Source organism: Dactylosporangium roseum, from assembly GCF_025264685.1.
Lineage (GTDB): Bacteria > Actinomycetota > Actinomycetes > Mycobacteriales > Micromonosporaceae > Dactylosporangium > Dactylosporangium roseum.
This window is the reverse complement of sequence record NZ_CP073721.1, coordinates 822454-837933: the sequence shown is the minus strand read 5'-3', so window position 1 is coordinate 837933 and position 15480 is coordinate 822454. Positions and strand designations below refer to the sequence as shown.

The following is a 15480-nucleotide window of genomic DNA, read 5'->3' as shown; positions in this document are numbered from 1 at the left end:
GCCCGCTCCCGATCTCGTGGTTGCGCTCATTGTTGGTCGGGCGGACCGGACTCGCCCACCTGACCGGGGCCGACGTGGTCTTCTTCACGTTCCCGAAACACAATGACCGAATCAGCATCGGTCGCATCAACCGCGGCGGCGGCCGCGGCGACGGCCGCGGCGGTGCCGGGGCGCTTGCGCTCCACCCAGCCCTCGATGTTGCGCTGGTTGGCGCGGGAGACGCCGAGCGCACCAGGTGGGACGTCCTTGACGATCACGCTGCCTGCGGCGGTGTAGGCGCCGTCGCCGACGCGCACGGGCGCGACGAACATGTTGTCGGCGCCGGTCCGGGCGTGTGCCCCGATCACCGAGCGCTGCTTCTTGATCCCGTCGTAGTTGACGAAGACGGTGGCGGCGCCGATGTTGGTGCCTTCCCCGATCTCGGCGTCACCGACGTACGACAGGTGGGGCACCTTCGCCCCCTCGCCGAGCGAGGCGGCCTTCGTCTCGACGAATGTGCCGATCTTCGACTTGCGCCCCAGCCGTGTGCCCGGGCGCAGATAGGCGAACGGCCCGACCGACGCACCCGGCCCGATCTCGGAGGAGACGGCGTGGGTCCGGACGACCGCGGCACCCTCCCCCACGACCACGTCGATGAGCGAGGTGTCGGGGCCGACCACCGCACCCTCGCCGATGCTCGTCGCGCCGCGCAGGTGGGTGTTCGGCTCGACGACCGCGTCACGCGACAGGGAGACCGTCACGTCGATCCAGGTGGTGGCCGGATCGATGATCGCGACCCCGGCACGCATCCACCCGTCGTTGATCCGGTCGCGCATGATCGCCCGCAGGCCGGCCAGCTCGGCACGGTCGTTGGCGCCCAGCGTCTCGGTGGCGTCGGGGGCGCGGTGGGCCACGATCGGCGCGCCGGCCGCGGCGAGCATGCCGATGACGTCGGTGAGGTACTCCTCACCCTGGTCGTTGTCGGTGGAGAGCTTCCCGAGCATCTCGCGCAGCGCGGCCGCCTCGAAGACGTACGCCCCGGAGTTGATCTCGCGGATGGCCCGCTGCTCCGGTGTCGCGTCGCGCTCCTCGACGATCGCGGCGAACTCACCGCCCCGGTTGCGCACGATGCGCCCGAGACCGGTCGGGTCGGGGACCTCGGCGGTCAGGACCGTGGCCGACGCCTTGGTGGACTCATGGCTGTGCACGAGCGCGGCGAGCGTCTCGGCACGCAGCAGCGGGATGTCGCCGTTGAGGACGACCAGCGTCCCGGTGAGGTCCGGGGTGGCTTCCAGGGCGATCCGGACCGCGTGACCGGTGCCGCGCCGCTCGGCCTGGGTAACCGGAACCGCGTCGGGAGCGACCTGGGCGAGATGGTCACGCACCTGGTCACCACCGTGGCCGACAACCACGGTCACGGCACCGCCACCGAGGGATTCCCGCGTGGCGGCCAGCACGTGGCCGACCAGGGTCCGGCCGAGCAGCGGGTGCAGGACCTTGGGTATCGCGGACTTCATCCGCTTGCCTTCGCCAGCGGCCAGGATGATCACATTTCGCACGGGCGCGCTCCTCGACGGTTTCGGTGCGCCTCATCGTAATCAGGCCACCGACCGCCCGGATCCGAACCGGGTGACGGCGGCAGCGCTGGGGTGCCTGGATTCGAACCAGGACTGCGAGGCTCCAAAGGCCTGCGGGCTGCCGTTACCCCACACCCCAAATACCGCATTCAGAGCCTAGCTTGCGCATCAATCCGTTTCCTCGCCGGGCCACCGCGACCAGACCTTTCCCTCACCGAGCCGCCGAGACAGCCGATCGTGTCGTGGAGGCGGCGGAAGATCACACAAGACACGTGGTAACTGACTTGACACGAGCTTCGCATGGCGAACTTACGCCCCCGTAAGTTACGGTGACGTAAGCGTAACCCCGCCCGGCGACGAACAATCTTGAGAGGTGCCATGTCCCTGTCGGTCCTTGATCCAGCGCCCAATGAGGCCACCGCGCGCTCTCCCAAGCCACTGACGGAAGGCCGCCAGAGCGTCGGCATCCTCATCGCCCTGTGGGGCTTCGTGGTGCTGCCCTTCGCCGCCCTGCTCATCGCCGTGCCGGTGGCCTGGGGTTGGGGGTTGACCTGGCTCGACGTGGTCCTCGGACTGGCCTTCTACGTCGTCGGCGGGCTCGGCATCGGGACCGGTTTCCACCGCTACCTGACACACGGCTCGTTCAAGGCCAACCGCGGGCTGCGCATCGCGCTGACCATCGCCGGCAGCACCGCCATCGAGGGCAACCCGACGCAGTGGGTCGCCGACCACCGCCGCCACCACGCGTTCTCCGACCGCGAGGGTGACCCGCACTCGCCGTGGCGCTTCGGGGAGTCGTTCGGCGGCCTGGTCAAGGGTCTGTTCTACGCCCACGTGGGCTGGCTGTTCTTCCGCGAGCTCGCCAACCGGGAGCGCTTCGCCCCCGACCTGATGGCCGACAAGGACATCCGCCGCGTCGACAAGCTCTTCCCGGTCATCGTCATCCTGTCGGCGACGCTGCCGTCGATCATCGCCGGCCTGGTCACCTGGTCGTGGCAGGGTGCGCTGTCCGCGTTCTTCTGGGCCGGACTGGTCCGCATCGGCCTGCTGCACCACGTCACCTGGTCGATCAACTCGATCTGCCACGTCTACGGCGAGCGCCCGTTCGAGACCCGCGAGGGCGACCGGGCCAGCAACTTCTGGCCGCTGGCGATCCTGTCCTTCGGCGAGAGCTGGCACAACCTGCACCACGCCGACCCGACCTGCGCCCGCCACGGGGTCGACAAAGGGCAGATCGACATCAACGCCCGGCTCATCTGGATCTTCGAGAAACTCGGCTGGGCGACCGACGTCCGCTGGCCCAAGACCGACCGCATCGACGCCAAGCGCGTCGCGGCTGGCACGATGAACGGGTGACCGACCGCCTGGACGAAGACGACCTGCGACCTCCGGCACCACCGCCACCGGCCTCGGCGAAGTCGCGTGTACGGATGTCCTCCGCACAGCGACGCGAGCAGCTCATCTCGATCGGCCGGGCGCTGTTCGCCGAGCGCGGCTTCGACGCCACCTCCATCGAGGAGGTGGCGTCGCGGGCGAAGGTCTCCAAGCCGGTCGTCTACGAGCACTTCGGCGGCAAGGAGGGGCTCTATGCGGTGGTGGTCGACCGGGAGGTCCGGTCGTTGCTCGACCGGATCACCAACGCGCTGACCGCCGGCCACCCGCACGAACTGCTCGAGCAGGCCGCCCTGGCGCTGCTGGACTACATCGAGTCGGAGACCGACGGCTTCCGGGTCCTGGTCCGCGAGTCGCCGGTGATGTCCCCGACCGGAAACTTCATGAGCGTGCTCAACGACGTGGCGCACCAGGCCGAGCACATCCTCGGCTCGGAGTTCAAACGCCGCGGGTTCGACCCGAAGCTCGCGGAACTCTACTCGCAGGCGCTCGTCGGCATGGTCGCGCTGACCGGCCGCTGGTGGCTGGAGGTGCGCAAGCCGAAGAAAGAGGTCGTCGCGGCCCACCTGGTCAACCTGGCCTGGAACGGCCTGTCGAACATGAAGGGCAAGCCGACGCTGGTCACCCGGCAGAGCAAATGAAAAGGAGGCGGCGCGATCGCGCCGCCTCCTCAGCGTCCGGAGCTGCGGTCGTCAGGCCGTGCGCGGTCCGTGGCGGAAGTCCTCCTCGGCCGAGGCCTGGGCCGGCGTACCGACCCGGTCGTAAAGGCTCGCGGTGCCGACGATGCTGCCGAGGATGAAGGTCACGATGACGTTGGCCATCGAGAAGGCGAACACGTTCGCCTCGGTCTGCATCACCGCCAGCGACGCCATCCCGACGATGAGCAGGACGATGCCGGCGAGCTGGTTGATGAAGTGGGCGATGTTGCGCCCGACGAGGTTGGCGCCGAGCACGACCACGCCGGCGACGATCGAGAGCAGCGCAAACGCCGGGTTGGTGCGCAGGCCGAGCACCCATTCGGCCTCGTCGCGCGTGAAGAACGGCGCGCCGGAGGTCTGGACGAACCCGACCACGCCGAAGACCAGCATGTAGAGGCCCGCGACACCGGCAAGCAGCCGGTAGACGGGCCGGAGGTGGTGGTTGATCGGGAAGTGTGCGGCCATGGTCGAGATTCTAAGACCGAGTCACCCGGCGATCTCTGCCAGGGCGAGCCATTGCTCCTCGATCCGCGTTTTCTCGACCTGTACCGCACGAAGCTCCGCGTCCAGCGCGGTGATCTTCTCGTAGTCGGTCGCGTGCTCGGCGAGCTGGGCGTGCAGGGCCTCCTCCTTCTGCGTGAGGCGGTCGATGCCGCGCTCCAGCTTGGCCAGCTCCTTCCGGGCGGCCCGCTGGTCCTTCTCGGACGCCCGCAGATCGGTCCCCCGGTCCGCGACCACCGGCTTCGGGGCAGCGGGCGCGAAGCCACTGTCCGCGACGATCGTGTCGAGGTACTCGTCGACACCGCCCGGCAGGTGGACGAGCCGCCCGTCCCCGTACATGCCGTAGACCGTGTCGGCGACCCGCTCGACGAGGTACCGGTCGTGGCTCGCCACGATCAGGGTGCCCGGCCAGGTGTCGAGCAGGTCCTCGAGCGCGGCGAGCGTGTCGATGTCGAGGTCGTTGGTCGGCTCGTCGAGCAGCAGGACGTTGGGCTCGGTCGCGAGCAGCCGCAGCAACTGGAGCCGGCGCCGCTCACCACCGGACAGGTCGGCGACCGGGGTCCAGACCCGCGCACCGGTGAAGCCGAACACCTCGGCCAACTGCGCGGCGGACAGCTCACGGTCGCCCAGCTTCACCCGCTTGGCGACCTCCTCGACCGCCTCCAGCATGCGCAGGTCGCCCGGCAGCTCCCGCAGCTCCTGGGAAAGAAACGCGGGCCGGACCGTGCTGCCGCGCACCACCCGGCCGCCGTCCGGCTCGCGGACGCCGGCCAGCACCCGCAGCAGCGTGGTCTTGCCGGCGCCGTTGGCGCCCAGGACGGCGACGCGGTCGCCCGGCCCGACGAGCCAGTCGACCCCGGACAGCAGCGTGCGGTCGCCGGCCTTGAGCTCGACGCCGGACAGCTCGTAGACCTGCTTGCCCAGCCGGGTCACGGCGAGGCGCCGCAGCGAGACGGTGTCGCGCGCGGGCGGGACGTCGGCGATCAGCGCGTTGGCCGCGTCGATGCGAAACTTCGGCTTGCTGGTCCGGGCGGGCGGGCCGCGGCGCAGCCACGCGATCTCCTTGCGCAGGAGGTTTTGCCGCCGCGCCTCGACCTCGGCGGCCACCCGGGCCCGTTCGGCCCGGGCGAGCGTCCAGGCCGCGTAACCGCCCTCGTACGAACGCACGGCGGCATCCGCGACCTCCCAGGTCGTGGTGCAGACCGCGTCGAGGAACCAGCGATCGTGCGTGACGACGATGAGCGCTCCCCGCCGTTGCAGCAGGTGCCGGGCCAGCCACGCGATGCCGGCCACGTCGAGATGGTTGGTGGGCTCGTCGAGGATCAACAGGTCGGCCTCGCGCACCAGCAGCGCGGCGAGCGCGACCCGGCGCCGCTCACCACCGGACATCGGCCCCACCGGCGCGTCGAGGCCGAGGTGCGGCATGCCGAGCCCGTTGAGCACCGTGCGCACGCCCGCGTCGCCGGCCCACTCGTGCTCGGCCGCGAACCCGGCCGGAAGCCAGGCCGTGCCGACCACAACGTCCCGAATCGACGCCGAGGGCGGCAGGTCGAGCGCCTGCGGCAGGGCGGCGACCCGCAGGTCACGGCGGTGGGTGACGCGGCCGGCGTCGGGCTCCTCCGCCTTGGTCAGCATGCGCAGCAGCGTCGTCTTGCCGGCGCCGTTGAGCCCGACGATGCCGATCCGGTCGCCGTCGTCGATGCCCAGCGACACCTCGTCGAAGACGCGCCCGGCGGGGTAGGCCTTGGAGACCTTGTCCAGATTGACGATGTTTGCCATGGGTCAGAGCACTCTCGCGCCGGGGACGGGGCCGACGGCGGTGCGCACGGCCCGGCAGCAGTCGCGGGCCTCCAGCTCGGCGGCGATGAGGGCGGCGTGGCGCGCGTCCTCGGCGAGGAACACACAGGTCGGGCCGGAGCCGGAGACCAGGCCGGCGAGTGCGCCCGCGTCGAGGCCGGCGTCGAGCACCCCCCGCAGCTCGGGCCGCAGGTGCAGGGCCGCGGCCTGTAGGTCGTTGGTGAGCTCTCCGGCGAGCACCTCGGGGTCGCGCTGGCGCAGCGCGGCGAGCAGCCCGTCGGGCGGCCCGGCGTTGGTCTGCGCGCCGAGCTCGTCGAACGTCTTGTAGACCGTCGGCGTGGACAGTCCCTCGTCGGCGACCGCGAGCACCCAGTGCCACGCGTGGCCGCCGGTCAGGACCGGGCTGACCAACTCGCCGCGGCCGGTGCCGAGCGCGGTGCCGCCGAGGACCAGGAACGGGATGTCGGAGCCGAGCGTGGCGGCGATGGCGGCCAGGTCGTCACGGGACATGCCGGTGCCCCAGAGCTGGTCGCAGGCGACCAGCGCGGCGGCCGCGTCGGCACTGCCGCCGGCGAGCCCCGCGGCGATCGGGATCTGCTTCTTCAGGTGCAGGCGGGCATGCGGCTCGTGCCCGGTCTCCGCAGCGAGGGCGCGCGCCGCCCGGATGATCAGGTTGTCCTCGTCGAGGGACAGCTCGCCGGCCCCATCGCCCTCCATGGTCAGCGTGAGCGTGTCGCCTCGGCGTGCGGTGATCTCGTCGTAGAGCCCGATCGCGTGATACACCGTCGTCAGCTCGTGGAAGCCGTCCGGACGCGCCGGGCCGACGTGCAGGTGGAGGTTGATCTTCGCGGGCACACGCACCCGGACCGGTCCGTGCGCGGCCAGGCGCGGCCGGTCGAACTCCTCGTCCTCGGAGAAGAGCGGCTCGGTCACTGCTGCACCCTACCCGGGCCCGCCGCGCGCGCTCGCTGTCGGTTCGCGATCCGGGTGAAGTCCCCCACCGTGAGCTGCTCACCACGTGCGCCGGGATCGACCCCGGCGGCGCGCAGCACCCGCTCGGCCGCGTCCGGGCCGCCGGCCCAGCCCGCCAGGGCCGCCCGCAGCGTCTTGCGGCGCTGGGCGAACGCGGCGTCGACCACGGCGAAGACCGCCCGCCGGTCCTCGGCCGGCTCCTCCCGCCGGCTGAACGCCACCAGGCCGGAGTCGACGTTGGGCACCGGCCAGAAGACGCTCGGCGGGACCTTCCCCGCCTGCCGCGACTCCGCATACCAGGCGAGCTTCACGCTCGGCACGCCGTAGATCCGGCTGCCCGGCCCGGCGGTCAGCCGGTCGGCGACCTCCTTCTGCACCATCACCAGCCCGTGCCGCAGCGACGGGACGGTGTCGAGCAGGTGCAGGACGACCGGGACGGCGACGTTGTACGGCAGGTTGGCGACCAGCGCGGTCGGCGCGACCCCTTCGAGGGAGACCCGCAGCGCGTCACCGGCGATCACCGTCAGGCGCCCGGCGTGCTCCGGCGCGAACCGCGCGACCGTGTCGCCGAGCGCCCCGGCGAGCACCGGATCGATCTCGATTGCGTGCACCTGCGAGACGTGCTCCAGCAGCGCCAGGGTGAGCGAGCCCAGCCCGGGACCGACCTCCAGCACCGACTCGTCGGGTGCGAGCCCCGCCGCGCGGACGATCCGGCGGACGGTGTTGGGGTCGTGGACGAAGTTCTGCCCGAGCTGCTTGGTGGGGCGGATGCCGAGCTTGTGCGCGAGCTCACGGACCTCAGCCGGACCGAGAAGGCTCATCGCCAGGCACCGAAGGCCCGGTCGCCGTTGGCCGAGATGGCGGCGCACAGGGCGTCGAGGTCGTGGCCGGTGACGTCGGCGAGCGCGCGGACCGTCAGCGGAATGAGATACGAGGCGTTCGGGCGGCCACGGTACGGCATGGGCGTGAGGAACGGCGCGTCGGTCTCCACCAGCAGTCCGTCGAGCGGGGTGACCGCCGCCGCACGCCGCAGATGCGCCGCGTTGCCGAACGTCACGGTGCCCGCGAAGCTCAGCAGGTAACCCCGGTCGAGGCACTCCGCCGCGAACGTCTCGTCACCGGAGAAGCAGTGCATGACCACCCGGTCGGGCGCGCCCTCCTCGTCGAGGACCCGCAGGATGTCGTCGTGGGCGTCGCGGTCGTGGACGACCAGCGTCTTGCCGTGTCGCTTGGCGATCGCGATGTGCGCACGGAAGCTCTCGTGCTGGACCTTGCGCGCGTCCCCCTCGCCGGTGCGGAAGTAGTCGAGGCCGGTCTCGCCGATGCCGCGGACCCGCGGGTGGGCGGCCAGCCGCTCGATCTCGCGCAGCGCGGCGTCGAGGTCCGGCACGCGCGGCGCGTCGTTGGGGTGCAGCGCGACGGTGGCGACCACGGCCGGGTGCTGCGCGGCGACCTCGACGCCCCACCGCGACGACTCGACGTCGCAGCCGACCTGGACGAGCCGGTCGACGCCGGCGGCGCGGGCCGCCGCCACGGCCTCCGCGACCGTCGCCGGCCCGCCGTCACCGTCCTCCCGCAGCGTGATGTCGATGTGGGTGTGGCTGTCCAGCACCGGGACCGGCAACGGATCCGGTGCGGGTGGGAATGTGCCCTGCCGGTAGGGTTTTCTCGCACTCATCGGCGTTAAGCATGCCACCCCCGGTCCGGCGCTCACGATGTGTTCACTCCGCGCACACCGCCCGGCCCCAGCGTCGCGGAAGTGACAGTTGTCGGGCACACCGAGGGTCCGCGACCCACAGGGTGACGATCGACGGGGTCGCGCAGGGCGCGGCGTTCGAGGCGTACTCGGCCCGGCCGGCGCCGGTGACGCGCCCCAATGCGTTGATCTTGCAGTTGTGGTGCCGCGAAACTCCCAACTTGTCCGGGTTATCGGGCACCACAACTGCAAGATCGCGCAGGGGGACGGGGGTGGTGGGTTATGGCTCTAGGCGGGCCAGCTCCTCCTCGACGATCGACTCGTCGAGCTTGCGGAACACCGGGGTCGGGGCGGCGAGCGGCGTGCCGGGCTCGATCGCCACGTGCTCCCACTTCGCGCCCACCGTGTAGTCGCCCGTGAGCACCGGATAGGACCGGCCGTTGTCGAGGTCCTCGACCTCCACGATCTCGGGCATCGGGGCGTGGACGCCGGTGCCGCCGAGCAGCCCGTGGATCTTCTGCGCCGCGTGGGGCAGGAACGGGGTGAGCAGCGTGTTGCAGTCCCGCACCGCCTGGAGCGCCACGTGGAGGACCGTGCCCATGCGGGCCTTGTCCTCCTTGAGCTTCCACGGCGCCTGATCCGAGAAGTACTTGTTGACCTCGCCGACGATCCGCATGGCCTCGGTGATCGCCGCCTTCTGGCGGTGCTTGCCGAGCAGCCGACCGACGCTGTCAAAGCCGGCGCGGACGGCCGCCAGCAGGCGCTCGTCCTCGGCGGTCAGCTCGCCGGCGGCCGGGATCTCGCCGAAGTTCTTGGCGGCCATGGAGATCGAGCGGTTGACCAGGTTGCCCCAGCCGGCCACGAGCTCGTCGTTGTTGCGGCGACGGAACTCGGCCCAGGTGAAGTCGGTGTCGTTCGACTCCGGACCGGCAACGGCGATGAAATAGCGCAGTGCGTCGGCGTCGTAGCGCTCGAGGAAGTCGCGGACGTAGATGACCACCCGGCGCGAGGAGGAGAACTTCCGGCCCTCCATCGTCAGATACTCCGAGGAGACGACCTCGGTGGGCAGGTTGAGTGCGCCCAGCGAACCCGCCTCCGGCGAGGAGTAGCCCAGCAGGATCGACGGCCAGATCACCGAATGGAAGACGATGTTGTCCTTGCCCATGAAGTAGTAGCCCTGGGCCTCGGGATCCTGCCACCACTGGCGCCACGCGTCGGGGTCGCCGGAGCGGCGGGCCCACTCGATCGACGCCGAAAGGTAACCGATCACCGCGTCGAACCAGACGTAGATGCGCTTGTCGTCGCGGCCCCGCCAGCCGTCCAGCGGGATCGGCACACCCCACTCCAGGTCACGGGTGATCGCCCGCGGCTGGAGGTCGTCGATGAGGTTGCGGGAGAACTTCAGCACGTTGGGCCGCCAGCCGTCGCGGGTGTCGAGCCAGGCGTTGAGCTGGTCGGCGAAGGCAGGCAGGTCGAGGAAGAAGTGCTCGGTCTCGACGAACTCCGGCGTCTCCCCGTTGATCTTGGATCGCGGGTCGATGAGCTGGTCGGGGTCGAGCTGGTTGCCGCAGTTGTCGCACTGGTCGCCGCGCGCGCTGTCGTAGCCGCAGATCGGGCAGGTGCCCTCGATGTACCGGTCGGGCAGCGTGCGACCGGTCGACGGCGAGATCGCGCCGAGCGTGGTCTTGGCGATGATGTAGCCGTTGTCGTACAACCCCTGGAACAGCTCCTGCACGACCCGGTAGTGGTTGCCGGTCGTGGTGCGGGTGAAGAGGTCGTAGGACAGGCCGAGGCCGTGCAGGTCCTCGACGATGACGCGGTTGTAGCGATCCACGAGCTCGCGCGGGGTGACCCCCTCGGCGTCGGCCTGGACCTGGATCGGCGTGCCGTGCTCGTCGGTGCCCGACACCATCAGCACGTCGTGGCCGGCCATCCGCATGTAGCGGCTGAAGACGTCGGAGGGCACCCCGAATCCGGACACGTGACCGATGTGGCGCGGCCCATTGGCATAAGGCCAGGCGACCGCGGCGAGAACACGACTCATGACCCGCAAGCGTAGTGACCCTCCGAGGGCTTCGGCGAATGACTTCGCTCTTCGGCATTTCTCCCGACACGCGACCCGACATCCGAAGTGTCGGCCATCGTCCGTTGTCCAATACAGAACGTGAGTGATCAACCAACGCAGCGTCCCTGGCCGGCCCCGAGCCCGGACGCCGGGTGGTGGCGGGGCGAGGCGGCGGGGATCCCGCCCGCGCCGTCCGGGACCCCCTCACCGGTGCTCGATGACGGCCCCGTCGCGCGGATCGAGGCGCCCGGGCCACGCCCCGACGACTTCCCCCTGTGGCCGACCACCACGACGGTGACGGTCGCCTCACCGGTCCCAGCCGTCGCCACGGAGGAAGCCGTCGCCACGGACAGGACCGCCGCCGCGGAGGACGCCGACGCCACGCAGGAGCGGGAGACGGCGGGGCTCACCGGCGCGATGGCCGTACAGGATCGTCCGGCGGGCCGGACGGACCAGTGGCCGGTGCCGGCGATGCGGGTGATGCGGCACCCGCGCCCGTCCGGCGGGCCGCCGCCGTCCCGCAAGTCGCGGCGGGCCCGCAAACCCCGCAACCCGGCCGCCGGGCTGGTGTCGATGCTGCTCACCGCACTGCTCGCGGGGTTCTTCGCGTGGACCAGCGCCGAGCCGTTCTGGCTGGACATGGGGCACGCCGTCCGCGGCACCGCGACGGTGACGTCGTGCGAGGGTTCGGGCGTTCTGCGCCGATGCCTGGCGACGTTCGCGGCGACCGGGCCGGGAGCCGGCGAGCCGGTCGACGGCGTGTCGCTCGTCGGCGCCGAGAAGGCCCCCGGCACCGCACTGGAGGCGCGCATGGTGCCCGACGGCCGGATCGCCTACGCCGGCAGCCTGTCCGGCCTGCGCGTGCGCTGGGCGGTCGGCCTCGTGCTGGTCGTGCTCTGCGGCCTGGCGCTGTCCTGGCTGACCGGTGCGTGGCGCCTGGGCGGCCGGCGGACCCGGCTGGCGGCGTGGTCCCTGACGACGGCGGCCCCGCTCGTCCTGGCCGCCGGCATCGTCCTGGCCTCCTACTGACCGCCCGGTCACCGACCTACTTGTGGGCCACCACCGCGGCGTAGACGTCACGCTTGGGGACGCCGTGGCGCAGCGCCACCTCGTGGATCGCCGGCTTGCGGTCGGTGCCGGCCGCGACCAGGGCGGCCACCTCGGCGGCCAGCGACACGTCCGACGGGCGCTCGGCCGGCACGTCCGGCGCGCCGCCGACCACGAGGGTGATCTCGCCGCGCGCCGTGTCGGCGTCCTCCGCCAGGGAGCCGAGCGTGCCGCGGCGGATCTCCTCGTACGTCTTGGTCAGCTCGCGGCACAGCGCCGCTGGGCGGTCCTCGCCGAAGGCCAGCGCCATGTCCCGCATCGTGTCGGCCACCCGGTGCGGGGACTCGAAGAACACCATGGTGCGCGGCTCGTCCGCCAGGGACGAGAAGTACGCTCGACGTTCACCGGGCTTCCGCGGGGGGAATCCCTCGAAGCAGAACCGGTCGCAGGGCAGACCGGAGACGGCCAGCGCGGTGGTGACGGCGCTCGGCCCGGGGGCGGCGCTCACCGGCACACCCAACGCCACCGCGGCCCGGACGAGCCGGAAGCCGGGGTCGGAGACACTCGGCATGCCGCCGTCGGTCACCACGGCGACTGTCGCGCCGGACTCGAGCAGGTCGGCCAGTTCGGGGGTCCGCCGGTCCTCGTTGCCCTCGAAGTAGCTGACCAGACGGCCGGAGATGGTGACACCGAGATGCTGCGCGAGACGACCGAGACGCCGGGTGTCCTCGGCCGCCACCACGTCGGCGGTGGCCAGCACCTCGCGGAGTCGGGCCGAGGCGTCGTCCGGGTTGCCCAGCGGCGCCCCAAGGAGAATCAATGGCACATGTGCGATGGTGGCATCCCGCATCCTACGATCGCCCAATGACCTCGGGTGTGCTGACCGAAACGAGCAAGGCGGAGACCGCCGGGACCGATCCGGTGCCCGGTATCGTGCGCCGCCGGCTCGCCGGGCCGGGCCGATTCACGCCGCACTTCTGGCTGACCGCGATCCTGGTCACCGGCATCGGGCTCGTGCTGCGACTGGTGAATCTCGCACACCCGAAAGAACCGATCTTCGACGAGGTCTACTACGCCAACGAGGCATGGGACCTACTGCAACACGGCGTCGAATGGAACCCCGAGGACAACACCCCCCAATACGTCGTCCACCCCCCACTGGGCAAATGGATGATCGCCCTCGGCGAGCAACTGTTCGGCTACAACTCGTTCGGCTGGCGCATCATGGCCGTGCTCACCGGCATGGCCACGGTCCTGCTCATCACGATGGCCGCCTGGCGACTGTTCCGCTCCACGATCCTGGCCGGCACCGCCGGCCTGCTCATCTCACTCGACGGCATGCACTTCGTGCTCTCCCGCGCCGCCCTGCTCGACACCTTCCTGATGTTCTGGATCGTCGTCGCGTTCCACTTCCTCGTCCTCGACCGCGAACAGCGCCGCACCCGATGGCTGCACCTGCTCGAAACCGGCGCCGACCCCGACCGGCGACCCACCCTCGGCCCGCCCTACCACCGCATCGCCTGCGCCGTCGCGCTCGGACTCGCCTGCGGGGTCAAATGGAGCGCCCTGTGGTACGTCATCCTGTTCGCCATCGCCGTGCTCGTGTTCGACATGAGCGCACGCCGCAGCGCCGGCGCCCGGCACTGGATCACCGACAGCATCCCGGAAGGGATCGGCTGGGCCGCCGCCATCGCCGGCATCGCCCTGCTGACCTACCTCGGCACCTGGTGGGGCTGGTTCGCCTCCGACGACGGCTACTTCCGCCACTGGTACGCCGAAACCAACGGCCTGCCCCACGACCGCCTCATCGACCCGCTGGTCAACCTGTGGCACTACCACCAGGAGGCGTACAAGTTCCACACCGGCCTGAGCACGAAGCATCAGTACCAGTCATGGCCGTGGCAATGGCTGCTGCTCGGCCGGCCGGTCGCCTTCTACTGGGACACCGCCGGACCGTGCGGCGCGAGTAGCTGCGCCTCGGAGATCCTGCTGCTGGGCACCCCACTGCTGTGGTGGTCGTTCCTGCCCGCGCTGGTCGCCCTCGGCTGGCTGGCCGTCGCCCGCCGCGACGGCCGCGCCTGGCTGATCATGGCCTGCGCACTGGCCGGCATCCTGCCCTGGTTCCAGAACATGCCCGAACACCGCACCATGTTCTACTTCTACGCCCTACCCGCCGAACCGTTCCTCGTCCTCGCCGTCGCCTACGTCCTCGGCGCCGTCATCGGCCCCGCCCGCCACCTGCGCCCCGACAGCGACCAACGACTCGTCGGCTCGATCATCGCCGGCGCCTACGTCCTGCTCGTCGCCGCCTGCTTCGCGTACTTCTATCCGATCTACAGCGGCATGGACATCACGTACACGGAGTGGTTCTCCCGGATGTGGCTCGGATCCCGCTGGGTGTAGCAACCACACCGTGACTGGGTATCAGCAGAGCCGACGACACTGCCTTATATTATTTGCCCTACGGCAAGCAAAGGCTGGCGAAAGGCTCGCATGTCCGGCGTTGGCTCCATCGAGAAGGCACTGCTTACGGCTCCGCCGGATCGGCTGGTGGAGACCCTCGACGCGTACCTCAGCGCGAACCACGGCGCAAAGAGCAGCACTTTCTGGCTGGCCGACTACCGCACCACGACGCTGGCCCCGTCCGGAGTCGAGCAGGACCCGGCACTCGAGGAGCAGCTTGCCGCGGCGACCCGCGCGTTCGCCAGCCAGACACCGGTGGTCGAGTCCCGCGAGGGGCAGGCCTTCGCCAGGCTGCACCTGCCGGTGAGCAACTGGGGCGAACGGGTGGGCGTGCTCAGCGTCGGGCTCGACGCCGAGCGGGCGCCGACCGAGCTGCCGCGCCTCCAGGAGCTGGCCGAGACGTTCGCGGTCGCGCTCTCCGCCGCCTACCGGCGAACCGACCGCTACCATCTCGACCGGCGGCGTTCGGGCAGGTTGACGATGGCCGCCGAGATGCAGTGGGACCTGCTGCCGGCCCGCGGCTTCGAGCAGCCGGGGGTGAAGCTGGCGGGACAGCTCGAGCCGGCGTACGCGGTCTGCGGCGACCACTTCGACTGGGCCGTCAACGGCGACTGGCTCACCGTGACCGCCCTCAACGGCATGGGCACCGGCCTCGACGCGGCGCTGCTGACCACCCTGGCCGTCAACGCGATGCGCAACGCCCGCCGGTCCATCCCGGCCGGACAGAGCAGCCCCGGCGACCTCGCCGACCAGGCGGTTCTCGCCGCTGACGCGATCTACTCGCAGTACGGCGGCACCCGCCACGTGGCGACCCTCCTGCTGTCGCTCAACACGGCCACCGGCGAGCTGCGGATGATCGACGCGGGATCGCCGCGCATGCTGCTGGTCCGCGGCGGCCAGGTGCGGGACGTGGTCCTCGATCCGCAGTTGCCGCTCGGCATGTTCGGCGACACGAGGTACGTCGAAGAACGTGAACAGCTCCGCCGAGGCGATCGCCTGTTCATCGTCAGCGACGGCGTGCACGCGGCCGGCCGGCCGAATGAACCGACGTATGGTGAGCGGGACTTGAGTCGTGCCATACGATCGACGCGGTTGCAACCACCGGCCGAGGCGATCAGTAGTGTCATGCGGAGCCTTCGTGACTTCCACGCGGGTGCCGAGCCAGCCGACGACGCGCTGATCATCTGCCTAGACTGGTCTCCCCGAGCCGACCCGTGACCCCCGCGACACCCGGAGGACATCGTGCGGAGCAGACCCTCACCGCACCCATCTGGTAGTGACGACGCGACCCTG

The 15480-nt window shown here is 70.8% G+C and carries 13 protein-coding genes and 1 tRNA gene; 5 read left to right on the top strand and 9 right to left on the bottom strand.

What is annotated here, in order from left to right; all coding sequences use genetic code 11:
• Positions 1–26: 26 nt before the first annotated feature.
• Together glmU and Drose_RS03855 are read right to left on the bottom strand one after the other, a co-directional pair.
• On the bottom strand, positions 27–1496 hold the full coding sequence (glmU, locus tag Drose_RS03860; protein ID WP_260729606.1) for a bifunctional UDP-N-acetylglucosamine diphosphorylase/glucosamine-1-phosphate N-acetyltransferase GlmU: 1470 nt from the start codon (positions 1494–1496) through the stop codon (positions 27–29).
• Positions 1497–1623: 127 nt separating this feature from the next.
• Positions 1624–1695 (bottom strand) — tRNA-Gln (locus tag Drose_RS03855).
• Between the two features lie 239 nt (positions 1696–1934).
• Between Drose_RS03855 and Drose_RS03850 the strand changes: the two genes are divergently transcribed.
• Together Drose_RS03850 and Drose_RS03845 are read left to right on the top strand one after the other, a co-directional pair.
• The gene (locus Drose_RS03850) at positions 1935–2912 is read left to right on the top strand and encodes an acyl-CoA desaturase (RefSeq protein WP_260726775.1); all 978 of its coding nucleotides are present in this window, start codon (positions 1935–1937) and stop codon (positions 2910–2912) included.
• 74 nt (positions 2913–2986) lie between these two features.
• Positions 2987–3589, top strand: a complete 603-nt coding sequence (locus Drose_RS03845) for a TetR/AcrR family transcriptional regulator (RefSeq protein WP_259867428.1) — start codon at positions 2987–2989, stop codon at positions 3587–3589.
• A 51-nt stretch (positions 3590–3640) separates the two neighbouring features.
• Here Drose_RS03845 and Drose_RS03840 read toward each other — a convergent pair whose 3' ends face one another.
• From Drose_RS03840 to metG, 6 genes are all read right to left on the bottom strand, one after another.
• Complete coding sequence (locus Drose_RS03840) at positions 3641–4111, bottom strand: DUF4383 domain-containing protein (protein ID WP_260726774.1); 471 nt, start codon at positions 4109–4111, stop codon at positions 3641–3643.
• A 21-nt stretch (positions 4112–4132) separates the two neighbouring features.
• Positions 4133–5926, bottom strand: coding sequence for an ABC-F family ATP-binding cassette domain-containing protein (locus Drose_RS03835; protein ID WP_260726773.1), 1794 nt, complete (start codon positions 5924–5926; stop codon positions 4133–4135).
• A gap of 3 nt (positions 5927–5929) precedes the next feature.
• Positions 5930–6877: a 4-(cytidine 5'-diphospho)-2-C-methyl-D-erythritol kinase gene (locus Drose_RS03830; RefSeq protein ID WP_260726772.1), complete on the bottom strand. Its 948-nt coding sequence runs from the start codon at positions 6875–6877 to the stop codon at positions 5930–5932.
• Positions 6874–7737, bottom strand: coding sequence for a 16S rRNA (adenine(1518)-N(6)/adenine(1519)-N(6))-dimethyltransferase RsmA (rsmA, locus tag Drose_RS03825; protein WP_260726771.1), 864 nt, complete (start codon positions 7735–7737; stop codon positions 6874–6876). Before rsmA ends, Drose_RS03830 begins: the two co-directional genes overlap by 4 nt.
• Positions 7734–8594 (bottom strand): TatD family hydrolase, encoded by an 861-nt coding sequence (locus tag Drose_RS03820; RefSeq protein WP_260726770.1) that lies wholly within the window; start codon positions 8592–8594, stop codon positions 7734–7736. The genes rsmA and Drose_RS03820 overlap by 4 nt, the downstream gene beginning before the upstream one ends.
• Before the next feature lie 298 nt (positions 8595–8892).
• Positions 8893–10656, bottom strand: coding sequence for a methionine--tRNA ligase (metG, locus tag Drose_RS03815; RefSeq protein ID WP_260726769.1), 1764 nt, complete (start codon positions 10654–10656; stop codon positions 8893–8895).
• Between the two features lie 120 nt (positions 10657–10776).
• Between metG and Drose_RS03810 the strand changes: the two genes are divergently transcribed.
• Complete coding sequence (locus tag Drose_RS03810; protein ID WP_260726768.1) at positions 10777–11706, top strand: hypothetical protein; 930 nt, start codon at positions 10777–10779, stop codon at positions 11704–11706.
• Positions 11707–11722: 16 nt separating this feature from the next.
• On the opposite strand, the gene rsmI is transcribed toward Drose_RS03810, so the two are convergent.
• Entirely contained in the window at positions 11723–12574 is an 852-nt protein-coding gene (gene rsmI / locus Drose_RS03805; protein WP_260726767.1) for a 16S rRNA (cytidine(1402)-2'-O)-methyltransferase, read from the bottom strand.
• On the opposite strand from rsmI, the gene Drose_RS03800 reads away from it, so the two are divergent.
• Together Drose_RS03800 and Drose_RS03795 are read left to right on the top strand one after the other, a co-directional pair.
• Positions 12544–14127, top strand: a complete 1584-nt coding sequence (locus Drose_RS03800) for a dolichyl-phosphate-mannose--protein mannosyltransferase (protein WP_390891319.1) — start codon at positions 12544–12546, stop codon at positions 14125–14127. The genes rsmI and Drose_RS03800 overlap by 31 nt on opposite strands.
• Positions 14128–14217: 90 nt before the next feature.
• Positions 14218–15405, top strand: coding sequence for a PP2C family protein-serine/threonine phosphatase (locus Drose_RS03795; RefSeq protein ID WP_260726765.1), 1188 nt, complete (start codon positions 14218–14220; stop codon positions 15403–15405).
• Positions 15406–15480: the final 75 nt, after the last annotated feature.